A 23446-nucleotide genomic window follows, 5' to 3' on the forward strand; every position below is an offset into this window, starting at 1 on the left:
GAAATTGTTTTTCGAGTCTCGGGGACCGAGTCGCGGCTATCGCGAGCAGGCTCACTCCTACAGGGGAACGCATTTCAATTGTAGGAGTGAGCCTGCTCGCGATAGGGCCAGAACAGGCGATAGAGATTTACAAGGCGATAGGCTTGCGCCCGGCAAACGAATGCGCCAGCGTCCCGCCGTCGACCAGCTCCAGCTCTCCGCCCAACGGCACGCCATGGGCAATGCGCGAAGCGATCAAGCCTTTGTTGCTGAGCAACTGCGCGATGTAGTGCGCTGTCGCCTCGCCTTCCACGGTCGGGTTGGTCGCGAGGATGACCTCGGTAAACGTCCCTGCCTCTTCAATCCGCGCCATCAGTTGCGGAATGCCGATTGCTTCGGGCCCCAATCCATCAAGCGGCGACAAATGCCCCTTGAGCACAAAATAACGGCCACGGAACCCGGTCTGCTCGACCGCGTAAACATCCATCGGCCCTTCGACCACGCACAGCAGCGTGTCGTCGCGCCGGCTGTCGGCGCATTGCGGGCAGAGGTCGTCTTCGGTCAGCGTGCGGCACTGGCGGCAGTGGCCGACCCCTTCCATCGCCTGGCTCAGGGCCTGGGCCAGGCGCGTGCCGCCGCTGCGGTCGCGTTCGAGCAACTGCAACGCCATGCGCTGGGCGGTTTTCTGACCCACGCCCGGCAAGGTGCGCAGGGCGTCGATCAGTTGGCGAATCAAAGGGCTGAAGCTCATGGTTAAACAGTCCGACTAAACAACGAGACGCGGTTTATACCCGCGCCTCCGGCCAGCGTCAAATCCTCAGTTCTGGGCGACCCGGACCACCAGTTTGCCGAAGTTGCGTCCCTCCAGCAGACCGATAAACGCTTCAGGCGCCTGCTCCAGGCCTTCGACCACGTCCTCGCGGAATTTGACCTTGCCATCGCGCACCCACGGCACCATGTGGCTGATGAATTCCGGCTGGCGATCGCCGTAGTCATCGAACACGATAAAGCCCTGGATGCGCACCCGCTTGGTCAACAGCGTGCGTTGCAGCAACGGCAGGCGATCCGGGCCTTTGGGAGTTTCCGAGGCGTTGTAACCGGCAATCAGACCGCACAGCGGAACGCGCGCCTTGGGATTGAGCAGCGGCACGACAGCGTCGAAGACATGACCACCGACATTTTCGAAATAGATGTCGATGCCCTCGGGGCAGGCCTTGGCCAGTTGTTCGGCAAAGTCTGCCGCCTTGTGGTCGATGCACGCGTCGAAACCCAGCTCTTCAACCACGTATCTGCATTTCTCGGCACCGCCGGCCACACCGACGACGCGCAAGCCCTTGATCTTCGCCACCTGACCGACCACCGAGCCGACAGCACCGGACGCTGCGGCCACCACCAGCGTTTCGCCTTCTTTTGGCTGGCCGATGTCCATCAGGCCCATGTAGGCGGTCATGCCTGGCATACCCAGCACGCCGAGGGCCATCGACGGGCTCGGCAGGCCGGCCGGGATCGGCATGATGTTGCGTCCGTCGCTGATGCTGTGGCTTTGCCAGCCGGTCGCGCCAACCACCAGGTCACCGGCATGGAATTTCGGATGATTGGAGCGTTCCACCCGGCTGACCGCTCCACCGGTCATGACTTCGCCGATTTGCACCGGAGCCGCGTAGGACGGTGCATCGCTCATGCGCCCGCGCATGTACGGATCGAGCGACAGGTACAGGGTTTTCAGCAGCACCTGACCGTCCTGCAGGTCCGGCAAAGCTTCGCGCTCCAGGCGAAAGTTTTCCGGCGTCGGCGCGCCGGTCGGGCGCGAGGCGAGGACGAAGCGTTGATTGAGGGTGAGAGGGTCGGACATGTCAGCGTCTCCTGTAATGGGAATTGGGCGGTATAGGGAGCAGACCTTTGCAGCGGTGCTGTGTTCGATGTTTCTGCAGTTGTGACCGAGGCGCCCCCCTTCGCGAGCAGGCTCGCCCCCACTGATCGTTCCCGCGCTCTGCGTGGGAATGCCTCAAGGGACGCTCCGCGTTCCAGCTTGCGATTGGGACGGGGAGCGTCCCGGGCTGCATTCCCACGCAGAGCATGGGAACGATCAGCGTCGCGCAGAAACAAAAATGCCAGGCGCAAGGCCTGGCATTTTGTGTAGCTCATCTGTCGCCGGATGGCGAATCAGAACGGCAGTTTCATCCCCGCGGGCAGGTTCATGCCGGCGGTCATGCTGCCCATTTTTTCCTGGCTATTGGCTTCGATCTTGCGCACGGCGTCATTGACGGCGGCGGCGACCACAGCTTCTAGCATCTCTTTGTCGTCTTCGCTCAGGCCTTCGACCAGGCTTGGGTCGATGCTGACACTTTTGACGTCGTGACGCCCGGTCATCACCACGGTGACCATATCGCCGCCGGCCTTGCCGGTGACTTCGGCGTTGGCCAGTTCTTCCTGCATCTTGGCCATTTTTTCCTGCATCTGCTGCGCCTGCTTCATCAGGCCGGCCATGCCACCTTTCATCATGGGAATCACCTCAAAAAGTACTTGGATCAAAACAGCGCCCGGCCAGCAAAGCCGAACGCCTTCAGTTATTAGCCCTGAGTCACCAGGGCGTCGACAGGTTCAATAGTATCGTGTCGCACCACTGCACCGAACTGCTGGACCATTTGCTGGATGAACGGATCACCGTGGATCGATTCTTCCGCCTCGCGCTGTCGGTTGGCGCGTCGGCGGGACGCGGCCTGGGCGGGGGTTTCCTGCTCGGGCTTGATCAGCTCGATGGTCAGGGTCAGCGTGCGCTCGTGGAACTGGTTCAATGCATCATTCAGCCGGCGCTGTTGCGTGGCGTTGAATAACGCGCTGTGAGCCGGATCGAGGTGCATCAGCCAATGATCGCCATCGACCGCGATCAAGGTGCAGTTGGCGGCGATGCTGCCGGTCATGCCGGAAATCGGCAGTTTCGGGAACATTTCCAGCCATTGCAGGGCCAGACCGGTGGCCGGCGCGGCGGCCGGTTCCGGCTCGGGTTCCGGTGTCGGCTCGGCGGCGTGTTCGCTGGCCAATTCGTCGAGATAGCTGTAGGCCGAATCCATGTCCGGCTCGATGTAGTCTTCGTCCAGCGGCGGTTCGTCGTCCATGTCCATGCCCGGTGTGGCAGCATCGACGTCGGCGACCGACGGCTCGGGAATCGGCGCGGCAGCCCACTCCGGCGCATCCGGGACGACGCTGTCCGGGGTCGGCAGCGGCATCGGCGGCAACTCGGGTTGCTCGGCGGCGGTTTCCAGCACCGGTTCGACGGCCGGTTGCTGCACCGGCGCCGGCTCAGGCTCGGCTTCTACCGGGTCGTTCCACGGCAGATCGACGGCAGCTTCGACAGCAACCGGCTCGGGCTCAGGTTCCGGTACAGGTTCAGCAACCGGCGCAACCGCTACTGGCTGAGGCGTCGGCGCGGTTATCGGTGCAGCCGGCGTCACGGGCGCAGGTGCCGGCGCAACCGCCGCAGCGACGACCGGGGCAGGCTTGGGCGCGGCAGCCACTGCGTTCGCGGAATCAACTGTGGCCTGGCTGATCCCCACTGGCTTTAGCGGTTGCCTAGGGGCGTCCGCGGTATCTGCCGGTCGGAACGCCAGCATCCGCAGCAAGACCATCTCGAAGCCACCGCGCGGGTCCGGCGCCAGCGGCAAGTCGCGGCGGCCGATCAGGCCCATCTGGTAATAGAACTGCACATCTTCGGCGGGCAACGCCTGGGCCAAGGCCAACACACGATCACGGTCACCGTGACCATTGTCAACACCTTCCGGCAAGGCCTGGGCAATCGCCACGCGGTGCAGCACATTGAGAATTTCCGAGAGCACGCCATTCCAGTCCGGCCCCTGCTCGGCCAGATGCCGCACCGCTTCGAGCAGTGCCTTGGCATCACCTTCGATCAGCGAATGCAGAACGTCAAAGACCTGGCCGTGATCCAGCGTGCCGAGCATCGCCCGCACGTCGGCGGCCAGCACTTTGCCCTCACCGAAGGCGATCGCCTGATCGGTCAGGCTCATGGCGTCACGCATCGAGCCATCGGCGGCGCGACCGAGCAGCCACAGAGCATCGTCTTCGAACGGCACGTTCTCGGCGCTGAGCACGTGGGTCAAATGCTCAACCACACGTTCCGGCGTCATGTTCTTCAGTGAAAACTGCAAGCAGCGCGAAAGAATCGTTGCCGGAAGTTTCTGCGGATCGGTAGTCGCCAGGATGAACTTGACGTAGGGCGGTGGCTCTTCGAGGGTTTTCAACAGCGCATTGAATGAATGGCTGGACAGCATGTGCACTTCGTCGATCAGGTAGACCTTGAAGCGCCCACGGCTTGGCGCGTACTGCACGTTGTCGAGCAGTTCACGGGTGTCTTCGACCTTGGTGCGGCTCGCGGCGTCGATCTCGATCAGGTCGACGAAACGGCCCTCGTCGATCTCGCGGCACACCGAACATTCGCCACAGGGGCTGGAAGTGATACCTGTCTCACAGTTCAGGCATTTGGCAATGATCCGCGCAATCGTGGTCTTACCCACCCCGCGCGTACCGGTAAACAGGTACGCGTGGTGCAGCCGCTGGCTGTCCAAGGCATTGATCAGAGCCTTGAGCACATGGGTCTGGCCGACCATTTCGCGGAACGAGCGCGGACGCCATTTACGTGCAAGAACCTGATAACTCATCGAAAACCGTCGCAACGAAGGAAGCTGAAGCGGCTAATGCTAGCGGAGCAAGGGCAAAATTGCATCCGGTGTCCTCGTCTAATGTGGCTAAGCTGCATGGACAAAGGCTTTTATCGGCTCGGGACGGGCAATGACCAGAGCGTTAATGCGGTGGACGTCAGGGGCATTGCTGGGAATCAGCCTGAACGTTACGGCAGCACCACCCCCCTTGCGCTTCGCCATGCCCGACAGCTGGGCCATGCCAATGGTGCAGTTCGAAGGCGGCCGGCCGACCCAGGGCATTCTCCACGACATCATGCTCAGCCTGGCGACGCAGGTCGGCGTACCGGCGCAATTCATCGTACTGCCGCGCGCTCGGATACAGATCGCCATGGAACACGGCGAAATCGACGTGCGCTGCTATGCAGCGCAGTCGTGGCTGCCAAACCAGTCCGGCGACTACCTCTGGAGCGTACCGCTGTTTTTCCAACGCGATCTGTTGATCAGTCGCAAGAACCAACCTGCAACCACCGATCCCGCCACCCTGCCCCGCCAAGCCATCGGCACCGTCCTCGGTTACAGCTACCCCACCCTGCAACCGCTGTTTGACGCTGACCAACTGCAACGCGAAGACGCGCGCAATCAGGAGCAGGTGCTGGAAAAACTCCTGGCCGGGCGTTATCGCTATGCGGTGAGCAATCAATGGACGCTGGACTGGGTCAACCAGCGTCTGATGCCGGAGCAGCAGTTGCAAGGCGTCGCGGTGCTGCAGGAGCAAGAAGTCGGTTGCTATGTGAGGAACGATTCGCAAGTGCCGGTACAGCGCATCTTGCGCACGTTGTTGCGGATGAAGATGTCCGGGGAGATTGATCAGATTATCCGGTTGTATACCGGCAATTCCGGAAACACCCCATAACCCCTGTAGGAGTGAGCCTGCTCGCGATGGCGGTCTGTCTGCCCACTAATAAGTTGACTGATACTCCGCTATCGCGAGCAGGCTCACTCCTTGTATGTTGCCCACACACCAGCATGAAATGAGATCTAAGCTCGCTGGTGCGACATACGAAGATGTGTTTCTGGGGGAGACCGATCACTCCTGAAGGCAGGACTTGCTCCTGACCTTGTCTGTAGAGAGGTCCCCCCGCCTCATTGCCCACCACGAAGAGTATCGAGAAGCCGACAAGTCGGACTTCGCATTACAAGGTTGCAGTGGCATGAAGTTCGAGGTCAGGGGAACCAGGAAGCATTTTTAACCCAGTTCTCTTGGAGTTGAAAGCATGAACATGCACGTCGGTTTGGATGTGGGATCTCGCACTACAGCGATGGGCTGGCGCAATGGCGGCCGTTTTGCAGGTCAGTGCAATATCGAGCAGACGCCGGCGGGTCGTAAGGCCGCTGTCAGCAAGTTGCTTGAACTCAAGCCTCTATCAGTGGTGATGGAAGCCACCGGCATCTACTACCTGGACTTGGCCATGGAGCTCGCTGCGGCGGGTTTGCCAGTCTCGGTTATCAATCCGAAGAGTTTTCACAACTTTGCAAAGCTGATGCTGAAAAACAGCAAAACGGACGCGATCGATGCCCAGTTATTAGCTGAATACGGCGAACGAATGAGCCCAAGGTTGTGGACGCCGCCCACTTCAATACAGCTTGAGCTGCGCGCTATTGGCCGACACATCAATCGTTTGACGTGTCATCGCACCCGCGCCAAGAACGAGCTGCATGCGCTCAAAGCCACTCAAACAACTCTTCTGATGCTGATTGAAGACGAAGAGGAAGCCATCAAGGCCTTTGACAAAAGAATCGAGCGTTTCCGACTTGCGGGTCGGGCATTGATCGACAACTGCCCAACCTTGAGCGCCCAGTTCGGGCACATGATCGCCGCCCCGGGAATGGGTGAGATTTCTGTATTTGCGGCGCTGGCTGAGCTGACTACTTTACCGGTGACGCTCAAGTCAGCGCAGGTCAGCCGCCACGCGGGGCTCGATGTCCGGCTTACGCAATCAGGAACCAGCATTGATAAGCCCGGCCGGATAAGTAAGGGCGGCAATGCCTATTTGCGCTCAGCAATGTACATGCCTGCGCTGACCGCCATACGTTGCGACCCGAACGTGAAAGCGTTTTACGAAGCGTTAGTGGCTCGAGGAAAGAGAAAGATGCAGGCTATCGTCGCAGTCATGCGCAAATATCTGACCGGACTCTGGGCCTGCATGCAGGCTGGCGAAGACTTCGATACGACCAAGCTTTTTAGCGGTAAACACCTCCAAAAAGCTTGACCGTAAACAGAGTATCGCCGCCCCGGGAATGGGTGAGATTTCTGTATTTGCGGCGCTGGCTGAGCTGACTACTTTACCGGTGACGCTCAAGTCAGCGCAGGTCAGCCGCCACGCGGGGCTCGATGTCCGGCTTACGCAATCAGGAACCAGCATTGATAAGCCCGGCCGGATAAGTAAGGGCGGCAATGCCTATTTGCGCTCAGCAATGTACATGCCTGCGCTGACCGCCATACGTTGCGACCCGAACGTGAAAGCGTTTTACGAAGCGTTAGTGGCTCGAGGAAAGAGAAAGATGCAGGCTATCGTCGCAGTCATGCGCAAATATCTGACCGGACTCTGGGCCTGCATGCAGGCTGGCGAAGACTTCGATACGACCAAGCTTTTTAGCGGTAAACACCTCCAAAAAGCTTGACCGTAAACAGAGTATCTACAGGGGGATTTACGTCAATCCGGCAAATCGCAGACACAAAAAAACCGCAATGGGCGAAACCCATGCAGTTCTGATTGAAGCATTCAGTTGTTCGTTAAGGTGGTGCCCCCACCAGCCACACCCCGGCACACAATGTTCCCGCTGTGGCTGCTTCCTTCCGGATCTGACCAGGTTCACGGGTAATCGTTGCGGGGGGACCGATGGGGTCACCATAACGACGCTTGCCTGTCGGCGAGCCGCGCCATTGTACCTATCTGAGGTGAAGTTACAACCGTTGGTTGCAGATAAAAAACCTGAACGGCTTCAAGGACATAAACATCGCGGCTACAGCGCCAGCACCTCGTCCGCCCTGCCGCCGGCCTGCTGGATCACCAGATGGATAAAGTGCAGCTTGGCAATCGCCGGCGCCGGCAGGACGAACGGGTAGAAATCTGGTTGGCCCATGCTGCGCGACAACTCGTTGAGCATACCTGCCAGTTCGATCCAGGCGTTGACGAATGACAGGAATGCTTCACCGCCGGGATGCTGCGGGTCGTACAGGGTGCTAGTCGGAAACGGCTGGTAGTCGAAGTCCATTTCCCGCGCACTCATGCCGAAGCCCAGCGCGGTGTCCACCGCGTCCATCATGTGCAGGTAATGCGCCCAGGTTTCCGCCCAGTCTTCCCACGGGTGCATGGTCGCGTAGGCGCTCACGTACTGTTGCGGCCAGTCCAGTGGCGCGCCCTTCTGATAATGACGATCAAGCGCCTCGGCGTAACTGGCACGTTCGTCGCCGAACAGGTGGCGGAACGCATCGAGCCACGGGCCGTTGGCGATCAGTCGATCCCAATAATAGTGACCGACTTCATGGCGAAAATGCCCAAGCAGTGTGCGATAAGGCTCGTGCATCTGCGCCCTCACCCGCTCTCGGTGGGCGTCGTCGGCTTCCTTGATATCGAGGGTGATCAGGCCGTTGGCGTGGCCGGTCATGGGCGCGTTGCCTTCGAGGTCGACGCCGATGAAATCAAAAGCCAGCCCGGTCTCGTCGTCCACGGTTTTCGCAATGACCGGCAGGCCAAGCGTGATCAATTGCGCGACCAGACGACGCTTGGCGATTTCGACCTTGCGCCAGCGCTCGGGGTTTTCCGGGACCGACAGGTCCGGGATGGTGCGATTGAGGTTGCAGGCGACACACAGACTGTCGTGGTCGTTGGCCGGCAGCAGCCAGTTGCACGCGGCGGGCGTGTCGAGATTGGCGCAGCGGCGAAACAGACCGGCAGCGGGATCGACGTCGAGCGTCCAGGTGCCTTCCTGTGGTCCTGGCTGCAATGAGGTCAGGCGACTTTCTTCCGGCTGGTAGCCGAGTAACGCGTTGCAGGCCAGGCACTGACTGTTGCGAAAGAACAGCGACTGCCCGCAACGGCACGGCCAGACTTTGCTGTTGCGTGACGATCCGCCCGAGAACGGCGCGATGATGCGGGAACTGAGCTGCTCGAAAAAGCGGTGCATGGCGATCTCTCCCTGGGACTGGCCAAGACTAGATCATCCTGAAGACAACATCGTTCCCGAATACAGCCTGTTCCTGCGTGACACCACTATTGTGGCGAGGGGATTTATCCCCGCTCGACTGCGCAGCAGTCGCAAAAACCCGACAGAGGCGAACTGATCTGTCACAGGGTTTTGGGGTCGCTGCGCAACCCAACGGGGATAAATCCCCTCGCCACAGGTGTCCATCCTGTCAGACAGCGATGCCATGGGTTTTAAGGAAAGCGATAAACGCCTCTTCATCCATGACCTTCACGCCCAGTTCGTTGGCCTTGGTCAATTTCGACCCGGCACCTGGACCGGCGACCACACAATGGGTTTTCGCCGAGACTGAACCGGCGACCTTGGCGCCAAGGCTTTCGAGGTGATCTTTAGCCACATCCCGGCTCATCAACTCGACCTTGCCGGTCAGCACCCAGGTTTCCCCGGCTAACGGCAGGCCTTCGACGACCTTCTTCTCGCTCTGCCAGTGCATGCCAAAATCGCGCAGCTGTTGCTCGGCTTGCTCGGCCAGTTGGCGATGCTCGGGCACGGCAAAAAAGTCGCGCACCGAGTTGGCCTGTTTCTCCGGCAGCGCCTGACGCATGTCCAGCCAGTCAGCGTTCATCACCGCTTCGAGCGAACCGAACTTGTCTGCCAGTTTTTGCGCACCACCGGGGCCGACGAAAGGAATATGCAGCTTGTCGAGCAAGCCGCCCAGCGTGGTGCTGGCGGCAAACTCGGCGCCCAGTTCGCCCTGATCCTGAATCTGCAGGCCGTGGCCCAGCAATTGCGTAATCACCTGCTGGTTGTGCGCGTCTTCGAAGAAGCTGTGAATCTCATGCGCCACTTCCAGGCCGACGTCCGGCAGGTAGGTCAGCACGTGCGGCAAGGCCTGTTGCACGCGTTCCAGCGAACCCAGCGAGCGCGCTAGCACCTTGGCCGTTTCTTCGCCGACATCGGGAATCCCGAGGGCGTAGATGAAGCGTGCCAGCCCCGGTTGCTTGCTGTCTTCAATGGCCTTCAAAAGCTTGTTGCTGGAGACCTCGGCGAAGCCTTCCAGATCGACGATGTCATCGAATTTCAGCGCATACAGATCGGCCGGCGAGTTGACCAGACCTTCATCGACCAGTTGCTCGACGCTCTTGTCGCCCAGCCCTTCGATGTCCATCGCCCGGCGCGAGACGAAGTGAATGATCGCCTGCTTCAGTTGCGCGCCACAGGCCAGCCGCCCAACGCAGCGATATACCGCGCCCTCGCTGACGGTTTCCTTGCCCTTGCTGCGTTTGATCAGTTGCGTGCGCTCGACATGGGAGCCGCACACCGGGCAGCTTTCAGGAATGGCGACCGGGCGCGCGTCATCGGGGCGACGCTCGGTGACTACCTGCACCACTTGCGGAATCACATCACCGGCGCGGCGGATAATCACCGTATCGCCAATCATCAGGCCCAGACGCGCCACTTCGTCCATGTTGTGCAGCGTGGCGTTGGCCACAGTGACGCCGGCGACTTTCACCGGTTTCAGACGTGCTACCGGGGTCACGGCGCCGGTGCGACCGACCTGGAATTCCACATCGAGCAGTTCGGTGAGTTCTTCCATTGCCGGGAATTTGTGAGCGATCGCCCAGCGCGGTTCGCGGGCGCGAAAGCCCAGCTCACGCTGGTCGGCAATGCTGTTGACCTTGAACACCACGCCATCGATTTCATAGGCCAGCGCATTGCGCCGGGCACCGATGTCGCGGTAGTACTCGAGGCATTCGTCGATGCCTTTGGCCAGTTTCAGCTCGTGACTGATCGGCATGCCCCACTTCTGCAATTGCTTGAGATTGCCAATGTGGGTGTCGGAAATATCGTGGGAGACCTGGCCGATGCCATAGCAGCAAAATTCCAGCGGCCGGTTGGCGGTGATCTTCGAATCCAGCTGACGCAGGCTGCCCGCCGCCGCGTTGCGTGGGTTGGCGAAGGTCTTGCCGCCAATCTCCAATTGCGAAGCGTTGAGGCGTTCGAAACCTGCCTTGGACATGAACACTTCACCGCGCACTTCCAGGGTCGCCGGCCAGCCCTCGCCGTGCAGCTTCAGAGGAATGTTGCGCACGGTGCGCACGTTGACGCTGATGTCCTCGCCGGTGGTGCCATCGCCACGCGTAGCGCCGCGCACCAGCAGACCATCCTGATACAGCAGGCTGACCGCCAGGCCATCGAGCTTCGGCTCGCAGCTGTACTCCACCGCCGCGCCGCCACCGAAGAGATCGCCAGCGGGGATATCCAGACCTTCGGTCACGCGGCGATCAAACTCGCGCATGTCGGATTCTTCGAAGGCGTTGCCGAGGCTGAGCATCGGGATTTCGTGACGCACCTGAGTGAACGCGGTCAGCGCCATGCTGCCGACACGCTGGGTCGGCGAGTCGCTGGTGATCAGTTCCGGGTTGGCCGCTTCCAGTGCCTTAAGCTCGTGAAACAACCGGTCGTACTCGGCATCCGGAATGCTCGGCTCATCGAGGACGTGGTAACGGTAGTTGTGCTGATCCAGCTCAGCGCGCAGCTCTAGAATGCGGGTTTTGGCGGCGGTCATGGGTGTTCTCTCATAAAGCAAAAGAGCAGCCGAGGCTGCTCAATTTCTAATCAAATCGCTCAAGGCTGTAGACCCTGTGGCGAGGGAGCTTGCTCCCGCTCGGTGGCGAAGCCGCCGCAAATTCGGGGTCGCTTCGCAACCCGGCGGGAGCAAGCTCCCTCGCCACAGCCTTAGCGCTTCTGGGTCAGGGCGCGGCGTTCGAATTCGACGATCCGCTGACGGTAATGCTCGATGGTCTGCGCGGTCAGGACGCTGCGCTGATCATCTTTCAGTTCGCCGTTCAGTTCCTGGGACAGCTTGCGCGCTGCCGCGACCATCACGTCGAAAGCCTGCTTCGGATGACGCGGGCCGGGCAGGCCGAGGAAGAAGCTCACCGCCGGGGTGCTGAAATGGTCAATGTCGTCCAGATCGAAAATGCCCGGCTTGACCGCGTTGGCCATGGAGAACAGCACTTCACCGTTGCCCGCCATGCTTTCGTGGCGGTGAAAGATATCCATTTCGCCGAAACGCAGACCGCTTTCGAGGATGTTCTGCAACAACGCCGGGCCTTTGAAGCCGGCCGGGTCACGGCAGATCACGCTGATGACCAGGACTTCTTCGGCTTGCGGCTGATCTTTTTCCGCCACGGCCGCTGCAGGTTTGCTGTCGTCGGCAAAATCGTCGTCCCGGCTGCTGAAGCTCGGGCCGCCGTCCAGATCCAGGTCGAGGTTCAGGTCGCCCTGGGCCGGACCGTTGCTGCCGCGCTTGCCACGCTTGGAGCCGGATTCGCGCGGCTCGCGGGCTTCGCGGTTGGGCATGCTCACCGACGGCAGATCGTGCTCGTCCAGTTGCGGTTCCTTGTGTGTGTCCAGTACACGGGCCGGGCCCAACAGCTCGGCGCTGGTGTCCTCGTCGGGCAAGTTGGACAGACTTCGGTCAAGACGGAATTTCAGTTTTCCCTTGCCGCCGCGCATACGGCGCCAGCCATCGAAAAGAATACCGGCTATGACAATGATGCCGATGACGATCAGCCACTCGCGCAGACCGATTTCCATGTAATCCCGTGCCTCTATAAAAAATGCTGAAAAATAAGGGGTTTACACTGCGTAAACCGCTTTAAAACGTGGCGCCAACTCTATGTTCTGACAGGCGTTTTGCCCACGTATACGAAAAATTGACATTAAACTAGCACGACCAAAGGCAACTTTACACCGTCTGTCTCATTTGGCTTGCGCGAATATGTCGATTGGCCATCCAGCCGATGTCAGTAAAAGGTCCTACAGACCTCCAAAACTATTCCGACATCACGCCGATTCAGGCGTCCACCATCGCCATCGCCTCCTCGACATCCACCGCCACCAGCCGTGAGCAACCCGGTTCATGCATCGTCACGCCCATCAACTGTTCGGCCATTTCCATGGCGATCTTGTTGTGGGTGATGTAGATGAACTGCACGGTCTGGGACATTTCTTTGACCAGGCGCGCGTAGCGTCCAACGTTAGCGTCATCCAGCGGCGCGTCAACCTCATCGAGCATGCAGAACGGCGCCGGGTTCAGCTTGAAGATGGCAAAAACCAATGCCAGCGCGGTCAGGGCTTTTTCCCCGCCGGAGAGCAAATGGATGGTGCTGTTCTTCTTCCCGGGCGGCTGCGCCATGATCGTCACCCCTGTATCGAGTAGATCTTCGCCCGTCAGTTCCAAATACGCGCGCCCGCCACCGAAAACTTTTGGGAAAAGCGCCTGTAAACCGCCATTGATCTGATCAAAGGTATCCTTGAATCGGTTACGGGTTTCCTTGTCGATCTTGCGGATGACGTTTTCCAGGGTGTCCAGGGCTTCGACCAGATCGGCGTCCTGTGCGTCCAGATAACGTTTACGCTCCGATTGTTGCGTGTATTCGTCGATGGCCGCGAGGTTGATCGCGCCCAGGCGCTGAATCCGCGCGTTGATGCGTTCGAGTTCTTCTTCGGCTTCGCGTTCACTGGCTTGCGCCGTCAAGGTCGCGAGGACGCCGTTGAGGTCGTAGCCATCTTCGAGCAGTTGATCCTGCAAGGCCTTGCGGCGCACGGTCAGGGCTTGCCATTCCATGCGCTGTTGTTCGAGCTGGCCGCGAATCAACTGCGATTGCTGCTCGGCCTGGGTGCGGCGTTTTTCCGCGTCGCGCAGTTCGCGGTCGGCGTCTTCCAGGGCGATCTGCGCGGTCTTGAGCTCTTCATCGACGGTCATGCGCTTGTCGAGCAGTTCTTCGAGTTTCAGGCGCAGCTCTTCCAGCGGCGCCTCGCCCTCCTCCAGATTCAGGCTCAACTGCTCGCGCTTTTCGGTGAGGCGCTCGGCCTGCATTTCCAGACGCTCCAGCGCCTGACGCGTGGAGTCGTGCTGGGCGCGCAACGAGCCAAGACGCACGGCCAGTTGATGGGCGTGATCCTTGTGCTGCCGCGCTTCCTGACGCACGCGGTCGAGGCGTTCGCGCAGGCTGTCGCGCTGGGCCAGCAGCAACTCGCGCTGCTCGGTGTCCAGCGCCATGGCATCCAGCGCTTCCTGCAATTGCATGCGTGCTTCGCCGACTTGTTCGTGCTCAAGCTCGCGCTGCTCGCCAAGCTCGACCAGCTCTTCATCGAGACGAGTGCGGCGCAAGGTGAGCTGTTCAGCCTTGGCTTTGCCGGCCGACAATTGCGCTTTCAGTTCACCTTGCTGACGCGCTTCGTCTTGCAGTAAACGGCGCAGATGTTCGCGACCGTTTTCCTGCTGACGCTGTTGTGCGCGCAGGGTTTGCAGACGGGTTTCCATGGCCTCGACCGTGGCTTCGCGCTCTTCGCGCTCCAGCTGAAGATCTTCGATTTCCTGGCCCCGGGCGAGCATGCCGCTTTCCGCTTCGCTCGCGCGACGTACGCGTAAAAAGTGCCGACCAACCCAATAGCCGTCGCGACTGATCAGGCTTTGCCCGGCATTCAACTGACCGCGCAAGGCCAGCGCCTGCTCCAGACTGTCGACCGGCTTGACCTGACCAAGCCACGGCGACAGATCGATCTGCGCCTCGACTTTATCCAGCAGACTGCCCGCCACGCGCACGCCATCGCTGGCCGGGCTGAGCAGGCGCAGATCGCCCTGAGTGAAACCGGACAAATCGAAGCCGCTGAAATCATCGACCAGCACCGCTTGCAGGTCGGCGCCGAGTACCGTTTCAACCGCCAGTTCCCAACCGGCCTCGACCTTCAAGCCCTCGGCCAGACGCGGACGCTCGGCGAGGTTGTGTTCCTTCAGCCATTCAGCGGTGCCGGTGCCCGGATCGAGTGCGGCCTGCTGCAAGGCTTCCAGCGACGCCAGACGTCCGTTAAGCCGCTGCAAATCACCCTGCGCCTGTTGCTGCGCGGTCAACGCCTGCTGCAACTCCTGACGCAATTGTTCAAGTTTTTCGACCTGCGCTTCTTCACTGGTCTGCAAATCTTCCAGGGTTGCTTCGGACTCGGCGAGCTGTTCGTTGAGCGCCATGATCGCCGCGTCTTCCGGGTCGGCAGAGAGCAACGCGCGCTCCTCAGCGAGGCGCTTCTGCCGATCGGCCAGACGCTCCATGCTGCTTTCCAGTTGCTGAATGCGCGACTGCTGCACTTCGGCCTGGCGACGCGGTTCGGCGGCGGTCAGGTTGAACGTGTCCCACTGCTCCTGCCAGCCGTGCATGGTGCTTTCGGCTTCTTCGAGGGCAGCGGCGGCTTCCTCGGCGGCGGCGCTGGTGACTTCCTGCTCGGGGGTGAGCATGTCCAGCTCTTCGCCGAGGGTCAGCAACAGCGTGCGGTCGTGGCCCAGGTGCGATTCGGTTTCCAGTCGCGCGCGTTCGGCTTCTTTCAGATCGTCCTGCAACTGGCGCAGACGCTGCTGCCCGTGCTGAATGCTCTGCTCGACCCGGGCGATGTCGCCGCCGACCGAATAGAAGCGTCCCTGCACCAGATTGAAGCGCTCGGACAGCTCGTGATGGCCGTCGCGCAGGCGTTCGATGGCCGCGTCGGCATTACGCTGCTCGGCGACCAATGCTTCGAAGCTGACTTCCTGGTTGCCGATGATCGACTCGCGCTGGCCGACCTGCTCGTTGAGATCCTGCCAGCGCAGGGCCGACAGTTGCGCCTTGAGCTGACGCTCTTCGGCTTTGAGTTCCTGATATTTCTTCGCGGCCTCGGCCTGGCGGTGCAAGCGCTCAAGTTGACGCTCAAGCTCTTCGCGCAGGTCGGTCAGGCGAGCGAGGTTTTCGTGGGTGCGACGAATGCGGTTTTCGGTCTCGCGCCGGCGTTCCTTGTACTTGGAAATACCGGCAGCTTCTTCGATGAAATTGCGCAGGTCTTCCGGCTTGGATTCGATCAGCTTGGAGATCATCCCCTGTTCGATGATCGAGTAGCTGCGCGGGCCGAGGCCGGTGCCGAGAAAGATATCGGTGATGTCGCGCCGACGGCACTTGGTGCCGTTGAGGTAATAGGTGGTCTGGCTGTCGCGGGTAACTTTACGGCGGATGGAAATTTCCGCATAGGCGGCGTATTCGCCAAGCAGCGTGCCGTCGGAGTTGTCGAACACCAGTTCGATGCTCGCCTGGCTTACCGGTTTGCGGCTGGTCGAACCGTTGAAGATGACGTCGGTCATCGACTCGCCACGGAGGTTCTTCGCCGAACTTTCGCCCATCACCCAGCGTACGGCGTCGATGATGTTCGACTTGCCGCAACCGTTCGGCCCGACGACCGCCGCCATGTTACTGGGGAAGTTCACCGTGGTCGGGTCGACGAAGGATTTGAACCCCGCCAGTTTGATGCACTTTAGCCGCACGCTTAAGCAACCGTCAGCGCAGACACCACCAGATCACAACTGCGCTGGGCGTACGCCGTCAGCACGATGCGGATCTGCGGCAAATCACGGGCGAGCACGGCGGCGAGCAAGCGTTCGAACAGTTCGAGGAATTCGCTCATTTCCGCCTTGCGCTGTTCGAGCGCGAGGAAATACGCGCGGCTCATCGCCGGCTGGAGGTTCTCGACGGTTTCTTGCAGGTACGGATTGTTGGCAAACGGATAGGCGGCGCGCATCACCGCGAAGCTGTCGTCGACGAAGCTGCGGATATCGCCGCGTTCGTAGCTGGCGGTCAGGCGCTGCTGAATCTGTACGAACGGCGCCATGTCCGACTGCACTTGCCAGCCGTTGGCGACCGCATTGCCGAGCAGGATGTACAGCTCGCTCATCAGCGTGCACAGGCTCTGCACCTTGTGCGGCGTCAGCTCGGTGACGTGGGCGCCACGACGCGGCAGGATCGCGATCAGGTGACGGCGCTCGAGGATCAGCAAGGCTTCGCGCACGGAACCGCGACTGACGTTGAGCGCCAGCGTGACCTTCTGTTCCTGGATGCGCTCTCCCGGCTTCATTTCGCCACGAATGATGCGTTCGGCGAGGTGGTGAGCGATTTGCTCGGCGAGGCTGTCCGGCGCCTTGAACGTCATGGTTGTCCTTCAAACTCTATCGATCTGCACAAGCGGCGCAGTGTAGCGCAAATGCACGGTCATGGCGGAGTGCCCACTCAGCGGTTTTTGGCACGAATCCCGCAAAAAAGCGCAGTGACCGATGAAGGTCAATACTGAATAGACACGCTGTTGATCGACGAAACGGATTTTCCTGACCTTTAAGTCAGAAAACCATTGACCGAAAAGTCAGACCTGCTAAATTCGGTTCACGTCGGTTAACAACAATAATGAGTCTGCGAGGCCTTCCGTGATCCAGTTTTTACTAAACCAGGAACTCCGTAGCGAGCACGCCCTGGACCCGAATCTGACCGTGCTCAATTACCTGCGCGAACACGTGGGCAAGCCCGGCACCAAAGAAGGTTGCGCCAGCGGTGACTGCGGCGCCTGCACCGTGGTGGTTGGCGAGCTGCAGATAGATGACGCGGGTCGTGAACACATTCGCTATCGCAGCCTCAATTCGTGCCTGACCTTCGTGTCGTCGCTGCACGGCAAACAACTGATCAGCGTTGAAGACCTCAAGCACAAGGGCGAACTGCACAGCGTGCAAAAGGCTATGGTCGAGTGCCACGGCTCGCAATGCGGTTTCTGCACCCCCGGTTTCGTCATGTCGCTGTTCGCCCTGCAAAAGAATAGCGATGCGCCGGACCCGGCCAAGGCCCACGAAGCGTTGGCCGGCAACCTCTGTCGCTGCACCGGCTACCGGCCGATTCTGGCGGCTGCCGAACAATCCTGCTGCGGCAAACCAGCGGATCAGTTCGACGCCCGCGAAGCCGAGACCATCGCCCGCCTCAAAGCCATCGCGCCGACCGATATCGGCGAACTCAACAGCGGCGACAAGCGCTGCCTGGTGCCGCTGACCGTGGCCGATCTGGCCGATCTCTACGACGCTTATCCACAGGCGCGGCTGCTCGCTGGCGGCACCGATCTGGCGCTGGAAGTCACCCAGTTCCACCGCACCCTGCCGGTGATGATCTACGTCGGCAACGTCGCCGAAATGAAGCGCATCGAAACCTTCGAAGACCGCATCGAAATCGGCGCCGCCACCGCCCTCTCCGACTGCTATGAAGCGTTGAACGCCGAGTACCCGGACTTCGGCGAACTGCTGCACCGCTTCGCCTCGTTGCAGATCCGCAATCAGGGCACCCTCGGCGGCAACATCGGCAACGCCTCGCCGATCGGTGACTCGCCACCGCTGCTGATCGCGCTCGGCGCGCAGCTCGTGCTGTGCAAGGGCGAAACCCGTCGCACCCTGAACCTGGAAGATTACTTCATCGACTACAAAGTCACCGCGCGCCAGGAAAGCGAGTTCATCGAAAAAATCATCGTCCCGCGTGCCCGCGCCGAACAACTGTTCCGCGCCTATAAAGTCTCCAAGCGTCTCGACGATGACATTTCCGCCGTGTGCGCCGCGTTCAATCTGCGCGTGGAAAACGGCGTGATCAGCGATGCCCGGGTGGCCTTCGGCGGCATGGCGGCCATTCCAAAACGCGCCGCGCATTGCGAAGCCGTGCTCAATGGCGCGCCCTTCAACAACGCCGTGATCGAACGCGCCTGCGCCGCCCTGGCCGAAGATTTCACGCCGCTCTCGGACTTCCGCGCCAGCAAGGAATACCGCCTGCTCAGCGCGCAGAACCTGCTGCGCAAATACTTCATCGAACTGCAAACACCGCACATCGAGACCCGGGTGACCGCTTATGTCTAACCATCACGCCGTAGAGAAAACTCAGGCTGAATTGGCCGAACTGTTCGCCAAGGATCTGACCACCGGTGTCGGTCGCAGCGTCAAGCACGACAGCGCCGCCAAGCACGTGTCCGGTGAAGCGCAGTACATCGATGATCGCCTGGAATTTCCCAATCAACTGCACCTGTACGCGCGTCTGTCGGACCGCGCCCACGCGAAAATCATCAGCATCGACACGCAGCCGTGCTACGCCTTCGAAGGCGTGCGCATCGTCATTACCCACGAAGACGTGCCGGGCCTGAAAGACATCGGCCCGCTGATGCCGGGCGACCCGCTGCTGGCGATCGATGACGTGCAGTTCGTCGGCCAACCGGTGCTGGCCGTGGCCGCGAAAGATCTGGAAACCGCACGCAAAGCGGCGATGGCGGCGATCATCGAATACGAAGATCTCGAACCGGTGCTCGACGTCGTCGAAGCCCTGCGCAAACGCCACTTCGTGCTCGACAGCCACACCCATCAGCGTGGCGATTCGGCTTCGGCGCTGGCCACGGCTGAACACCGCATTCAGGGCACGCTGCACATCGGCGGCCAGGAGCACTTCTATCTGGAGACGCAAATCTCTTCGGTGATGCCCACCGAAGACGGCGGCATGATCGTCTACTGCTCGACGCAGAATCCGACTGAAGTGCAGAAACTGGTCGCCGAAGTGCTCGACGTGTCGATGAACAAAATCGTCGTCGACATGCGGCGCATGGGCGGTGGTTTCGGTGGCAAGGAAACCCAGGCCGCCAGCCCGGCGTGCCTGTGCGCGGTGGTCGCGCACCTCACTGGTCAGCCAACCAAGATGCGCCTGCCGCGCGTTGAAGACATGCTGATGACCGGCAAGCGTCACCCCTTCTACGTCGAGTACGACGTCGGCTTCGACAGCAGTGGGCGCCTGCACGGCATCAACATGGACCTGGCCGGCAACTGCGGTTGTTCGCCGGACTTGTCCGCGTCGATCGTCGACCGGGCGATGTTCCACTCGGACAATTCGTACTACCTCGGCGATGCGACCATCAACGGTCATCGCTGCAAGACCAACACCGCGTCGAACACCGCTTATCGTGGCTTCGGTGGCCCGCAGGGTATGGTCGCGATCGAGGAAGTGATGGACGCGATTGCCCGTCACTTGCAGCTTGATCCGCTGGCGGTGCGCAAAGCCAACTACTACGGCAAGACCGAGCGCAACGTCACGCACTACTACCAGACCGTCGAGCACAACATGCTCGAAGAGATGACCGCCGAACTGGAAGAAAGCAGCCAGTACGCCGAACGCCGCGAAGCGATCCGCCGCTACAACGCCAACAGTCCGATTCTGAAGAAAGGCCTGGCGCTGACCCCGGTGAAGTTCGGCATTTCCTTCACCGCCAGTTTCCTCAATCAGGCCGGTGCGCTGATCCACATCTACACCGACGGCAGCATCCACCTGAACCACGGCGGCACCGAAATGGGTCAAGGCCTGAACACCAAAGTCGCCCAGGTCGTGGCTGAGGTATTTCAGGTGGAAATCGATCGCGTGCAGATCACCGCGACCAACACCGACAAGGTGCCGAACACCTCGCCGACGGCGGCGTCCAGCGGTGCGGATTTGAATGGCAAGGCCGCGCAGAACGCGGCGCAAACCATCAAGCAACGCTTAGTCGAGTTCGCCGCGCGCCATTACAAGGTCAGCGAAGAAGACGTCGAATTCCGCAACGGTCATGTGCGCGTGCGCGAGCAGATCATGACCTTTGAAGCGCTGGTCCAGCAGGCGTATTTCAATCAGGTGTCGCTGTCGAGCACCGGGTTCTACAAGACCCCGAAAATCTATTACGACCGCAGCCAGGCGCGCGGCCGTCCGTTCTATTACTTCGCCTTCGGCGCGGCGTGCTGCGAAGTGATCGTCGACACCCTGACCGGCGAGTACAAGATGCTGCGTACTGACATTCTGCATGACGTCGGCGCCTCGTTGAACCCGTCGATCGACATCGGTCAGGTCGAAGGCGGTTTCGTCCAGGGCATGGGCTGGCTGACCATGGAAGAACTGGTCTGGAACAACAAGGGCAAGCTGATGACCAACGGCCCGGCCAGCTACAAGATCCCGGCGGTGGCGGACATGCCGCTCGACCTGCGGGTGAAACTGGTGGAAAACCGCAAGAACCCGGAAGACACGGTGTTCCATTCCAAAGCCGTCGGTGAACCGCCGTTCATGCTCGGGATTGCCGCATGGTGCGCGATCAAGGATGCGGTGGCGAGCCTCGGTGATTATCAGCATCAGCCGAAAATCGATGCGCCGGCGACGCCTGAGCGGGTGTTGTGGGGGTGTGAGCAGATGCGCCAGCTAAAGGCTGTGAAAGCGGCCGAAGCTGAAACCGCGGTTGTTTGATGATCGTCCCCACGCTCTGCGTGGGAATGCAGCCCGCGACGCTCTGCGTCGCATCCTGAACAGCGGACGCGGAGCGTCCAGTGATGCATTCCCACGCAGAGCGTGGGAACGATCTGAGAGGTGTGTATGTACAACTGGATCGACGCCCTCGCCGACCTGCAAAACCAGGGCGAGCCCTGTGTGCTGGTGACGATCATCGAAGAACTCGGCTCGACGCCACGCAATGCCGGCTCGAAAATGGTCGTGAGTACCAACCGGACGTTCGACACCATCGGGGGCGGCCATCTGGAATTCAAAGCCATGCAGATCGCCCGCGAGATGCTCGCCAGCGGCAAGCAGGACACCCATCTGGAGCGCTTCAGCCTCGGCGCCAGCCTCGGCCAGTGCTGCGGCGGCGCCACAGTGTTGCTGTTCGAACCGATGGGCCAGGTGCAGGCGCAAATTGCCGTGTTCGGTGCCGGCCATGTTGGTCGCGCCCTGGTGCCGTTGCTCGCCAGCCTGCCCTGCCGGGTGCGCTGGATCGACTCGCGCGAGGCCGAGTTTCCCGAATACATCCCCCACGGCGTGCGTAAAATCGTCAGCGAAGAGCCGGTGGATGAAATCGATGACCTGCCCGTCGGCAGCTACTGCATCGTCATGACCCACAACCATCAGCTCGATCTGGAGCTGACAGCCGCGCTGCTCAAGCGCAACGACTTCACCTGGTTCGGCCTGATCGGCTCGAAAACCAAACGCGCCAAATTCGAGCACCGACTGCGTGATCGCGGCTTCGACGCCAGCGTCGTGCAACGCATGCGTTGCCCGATGGGCATCGCTGAAGTCAAAGGCAAATTGCCTGTGGAAATCGCCATTTCCATCGCCGGCGAAATCATCGCCACCTACAACGCCAGTTTCGGCCAGCACAGCGCCCGCGCCGAACCGATTGCCCGACTGCTGCCCGCCTCGCGCCGCAATCAGGCCGCCAAACTCAAAGCCTCAAACTGATTAGAGAACCCTCATGCCTCTGACTCGCAAAGCCTACCGTGCCGCCATCCTGCACAGCATCGCCGACCCCGCCGAGGTCGGCATCGAAGCTTCCTACGAATATTTCGAGGATGGCCTGCTGGTGGTCGATGACGGCAAAATCAGCGCCCTCGGCCACGCCAGCGACCTGCTGCCGACCCTGCCGGCGGATATCGAGATCAACCATTATCAGGATGCGCTGATCACTCCGGGCTTCATCGACACCCACATCCACCTGCCGCAAACCGGCATGGTCGGTGCCTACGGCGAGCAACTGCTCGACTGGCTCAATACCTACACTTTCCCGTGCGAAAGCCAGTTCGGCGACAAGGCGCATGCCGACGAAGTGGCGGACATTTTCATCAAGGAACTGCTGCGCAACGGCACCACCACCGCGCTGGTATTCGGCAGCGTGCATCCGCAGTCGGTGAATTCGTTTTTCGAAGCGGCCGAAAAGCTTGACCTGCGGATGATCGCCGGCAAGGTGATGATGGACCGCAACGCCCCGGACTATCTGGTCGACACTGCCGAATCCAGTTACGTCGAGAGCAAGGCGCTGATCGAGCGCTGGCACGGCAAGGGTCGTTTGCACTATGCGGTGACGCCGCGTTTCGCACCGACCAGCACCCCGGAACAACTGACCCTCGCCGGGCAGTTGCTGACCGAATACCCGGATCTGTACATGCAGACCCACATCAGCGAAAACCTCAAGGAAATCGAATGGGTCAAAGAGCTGTTCCCGGAGCGCAAGGGCTACCTCGACGTTTACGATCACTACCAACTGCTCGGTGAACGCTCGGTGTTCGCCCACGGCGTTCATCTGTGCGATGAAGAATGCGCGCGGCTGGCGCAAACCGGTTCGGCGGTCTCGTTCTGCCCGACTTCGAACCTGTTCCTCGGCAGCGGTCTGTTCAACCTGCCGATGGCCGAGAAGCACAAGCTCAATGTCGGCCTGGGCACTGACGTTGGCGGTGGCACCAGTTTCTCGCTGCTGCAGACCTTGAACGAAGCCTACAAAGTGATGCAGTTGCAAGGCGCACGCTTGAGTCCGTTCAAGTCACTGTACCTGGCGACCCTGGGCGGCGCGCGGGCGCTGCGGCTGGAGGACCGGATCGGCAACCTGCAACCGGGCAGTGATGCCGACTTCCTGATGCTGGATTACAACGCCACGCCGTTGCTCAGCTATCGCTTGAAGCAGGCCAATAACATTGCCGAGACGTTGTTTGTGTTGATGACGCTGGGGGATGACCGGACAGTGGCGCAGACATATGCGGCGGGGGCGCTGGTGCATCAGCGCTAAACCTCTTCGCACTGATCGTTCCCACGCTCTGCGTGGGAAGCAGCCCGTGACGCTCCGCGTCACTGGACGCGGAGCGTCCCAAGAGGCGTTCCCACGCAGAGCGTGGGAACGATCATGCCCCCGGGGGATTTTTATTGCCTGTCAGGACGTCTTCGCGAGCAAGCCCGCTCCCACATTTGAGA

At 60.7% G+C, this 23446-nt stretch carries 15 protein-coding genes, 1 other RNA gene and 1 pseudogene; 7 read left to right on the forward strand and 10 right to left on the reverse strand.

Annotated features, from left to right (window positions below; all coding sequences use genetic code 11):
- Positions 1-127 precede the first annotated feature (127 nt).
- From recR to dnaX, 4 genes are all read right to left on the reverse strand, one after another.
- Positions 128-730 carry a recombination mediator RecR gene (gene recR / locus HU739_RS08525; RefSeq protein WP_186550953.1) on the reverse strand — a complete coding sequence of 201 codons (603 nt, stop codon included), beginning with the start codon at positions 728-730 and terminating at the stop codon, positions 128-130.
- A 66-nt stretch (positions 731-796) separates the two neighbouring features.
- Positions 797-1831 carry an NADP-dependent oxidoreductase gene (locus tag HU739_RS08530; RefSeq protein WP_186550952.1) on the reverse strand — a complete coding sequence of 345 codons (1035 nt, stop codon included), beginning with the start codon at positions 1829-1831 and terminating at the stop codon, positions 797-799.
- 311 nt (positions 1832-2142) lie between these two features.
- Positions 2143-2481, reverse strand: a complete 339-nt coding sequence (locus HU739_RS08535; RefSeq protein ID WP_003223337.1) for a YbaB/EbfC family nucleoid-associated protein — start codon at positions 2479-2481, stop codon at positions 2143-2145.
- Between the two features lie 68 nt (positions 2482-2549).
- The gene (dnaX, locus tag HU739_RS08540) at positions 2550-4652 is read right to left on the reverse strand and encodes a DNA polymerase III subunit gamma/tau (protein ID WP_186550951.1); all 2103 of its coding nucleotides are present in this window, start codon (positions 4650-4652) and stop codon (positions 2550-2552) included.
- A gap of 145 nt (positions 4653-4797) precedes the next feature.
- Here dnaX and HU739_RS08545 point away from each other — a divergent pair, with 145 nt between their 5' ends.
- The 3 genes and pseudogenes from HU739_RS08545 to HU739_RS08555 all read left to right on the forward strand — a co-directional run.
- A complete protein-coding gene (locus HU739_RS08545) occupies positions 4798-5547 on the forward strand; it encodes a substrate-binding periplasmic protein (protein WP_186550950.1) in 750 nt (249 codons plus the stop codon).
- 361 nt (positions 5548-5908) lie between these two features.
- Positions 5909-6904 carry an IS110 family RNA-guided transposase gene (locus HU739_RS08550; RefSeq protein ID WP_217844294.1) on the forward strand — a complete coding sequence of 332 codons (996 nt, stop codon included), beginning with the start codon at positions 5909-5911 and terminating at the stop codon, positions 6902-6904.
- A 13-nt stretch (positions 6905-6917) separates the two neighbouring features.
- A pseudogene (locus tag HU739_RS08555) lies at positions 6918-7316 on the forward strand (transposase); the annotation flags it as partial.
- 124 nt (positions 7317-7440) lie between these two features.
- On the opposite strand, the gene ffs reads toward HU739_RS08555, so the two are convergent.
- The 6 genes from ffs to HU739_RS08585 all read right to left on the reverse strand — a co-directional run bounded on the left by ffs (position 7441) and on the right by HU739_RS08585 (position 16853).
- Positions 7441-7537, reverse strand: an RNA gene (ffs, locus tag HU739_RS08560) — signal recognition particle sRNA small type.
- Positions 7538-7658: 121 nt separating this feature from the next.
- Positions 7659-8822 (reverse strand): zinc-binding metallopeptidase family protein, encoded by a 1164-nt coding sequence (locus tag HU739_RS08565; RefSeq protein WP_186552535.1) that lies wholly within the window; start codon positions 8820-8822, stop codon positions 7659-7661.
- A gap of 229 nt (positions 8823-9051) precedes the next feature.
- Positions 9052-11409, reverse strand: coding sequence for an NAD-dependent DNA ligase LigA (gene ligA, locus HU739_RS08570; RefSeq protein ID WP_186552534.1), 2358 nt, complete (start codon positions 11407-11409; stop codon positions 9052-9054).
- Between the two features lie 170 nt (positions 11410-11579).
- On the reverse strand, positions 11580-12443 hold the full coding sequence (gene zipA / locus HU739_RS08575) for a cell division protein ZipA (protein WP_186552533.1): 864 nt from the start codon (positions 12441-12443) through the stop codon (positions 11580-11582).
- Between the two features lie 259 nt (positions 12444-12702).
- The gene (gene smc / locus HU739_RS08580; RefSeq protein ID WP_186552532.1) at positions 12703-16191 is read right to left on the reverse strand and encodes a chromosome segregation protein SMC; all 3489 of its coding nucleotides are present in this window, start codon (positions 16189-16191) and stop codon (positions 12703-12705) included.
- Between the two features lie 2 nt (positions 16192-16193).
- Positions 16194-16853 (reverse strand): GntR family transcriptional regulator, encoded by a 660-nt coding sequence (locus tag HU739_RS08585; RefSeq protein ID WP_186552531.1) that lies wholly within the window; start codon positions 16851-16853, stop codon positions 16194-16196.
- 268 nt (positions 16854-17121) lie between these two features.
- On the opposite strand from HU739_RS08585, the gene xdhA reads away from it, so the two are divergent.
- The 4 genes from xdhA (at position 17122) to guaD (ending at position 23264) form a co-directional block, all read left to right on the forward strand.
- The gene (gene xdhA / locus HU739_RS08590) at positions 17122-18576 is read left to right on the forward strand and encodes a xanthine dehydrogenase small subunit (RefSeq protein ID WP_186552530.1); all 1455 of its coding nucleotides are present in this window, start codon (positions 17122-17124) and stop codon (positions 18574-18576) included.
- Positions 18569-20962 carry a xanthine dehydrogenase molybdopterin binding subunit gene (gene xdhB / locus HU739_RS08595; protein WP_186552529.1) on the forward strand — a complete coding sequence of 798 codons (2394 nt, stop codon included), beginning with the start codon at positions 18569-18571 and terminating at the stop codon, positions 20960-20962. The genes xdhA and xdhB overlap by 8 nt, the downstream gene beginning before the upstream one ends.
- Before the next feature lie 126 nt (positions 20963-21088).
- Positions 21089-21946: a xanthine dehydrogenase accessory protein XdhC gene (gene xdhC / locus HU739_RS08600; protein ID WP_186552528.1), complete on the forward strand. Its 858-nt coding sequence runs from the start codon at positions 21089-21091 to the stop codon at positions 21944-21946.
- Between the two features lie 13 nt (positions 21947-21959).
- Positions 21960-23264, forward strand: coding sequence for a guanine deaminase (guaD, locus tag HU739_RS08605; protein WP_186552527.1), 1305 nt, complete (start codon positions 21960-21962; stop codon positions 23262-23264).
- The last annotated feature ends 182 nt before the right edge of the window (positions 23265-23446 follow it).

The organism is Pseudomonas hamedanensis, from assembly GCF_014268595.2.
GTDB lineage: Bacteria > Pseudomonadota > Gammaproteobacteria > Pseudomonadales > Pseudomonadaceae > Aquipseudomonas > Aquipseudomonas hamedanensis.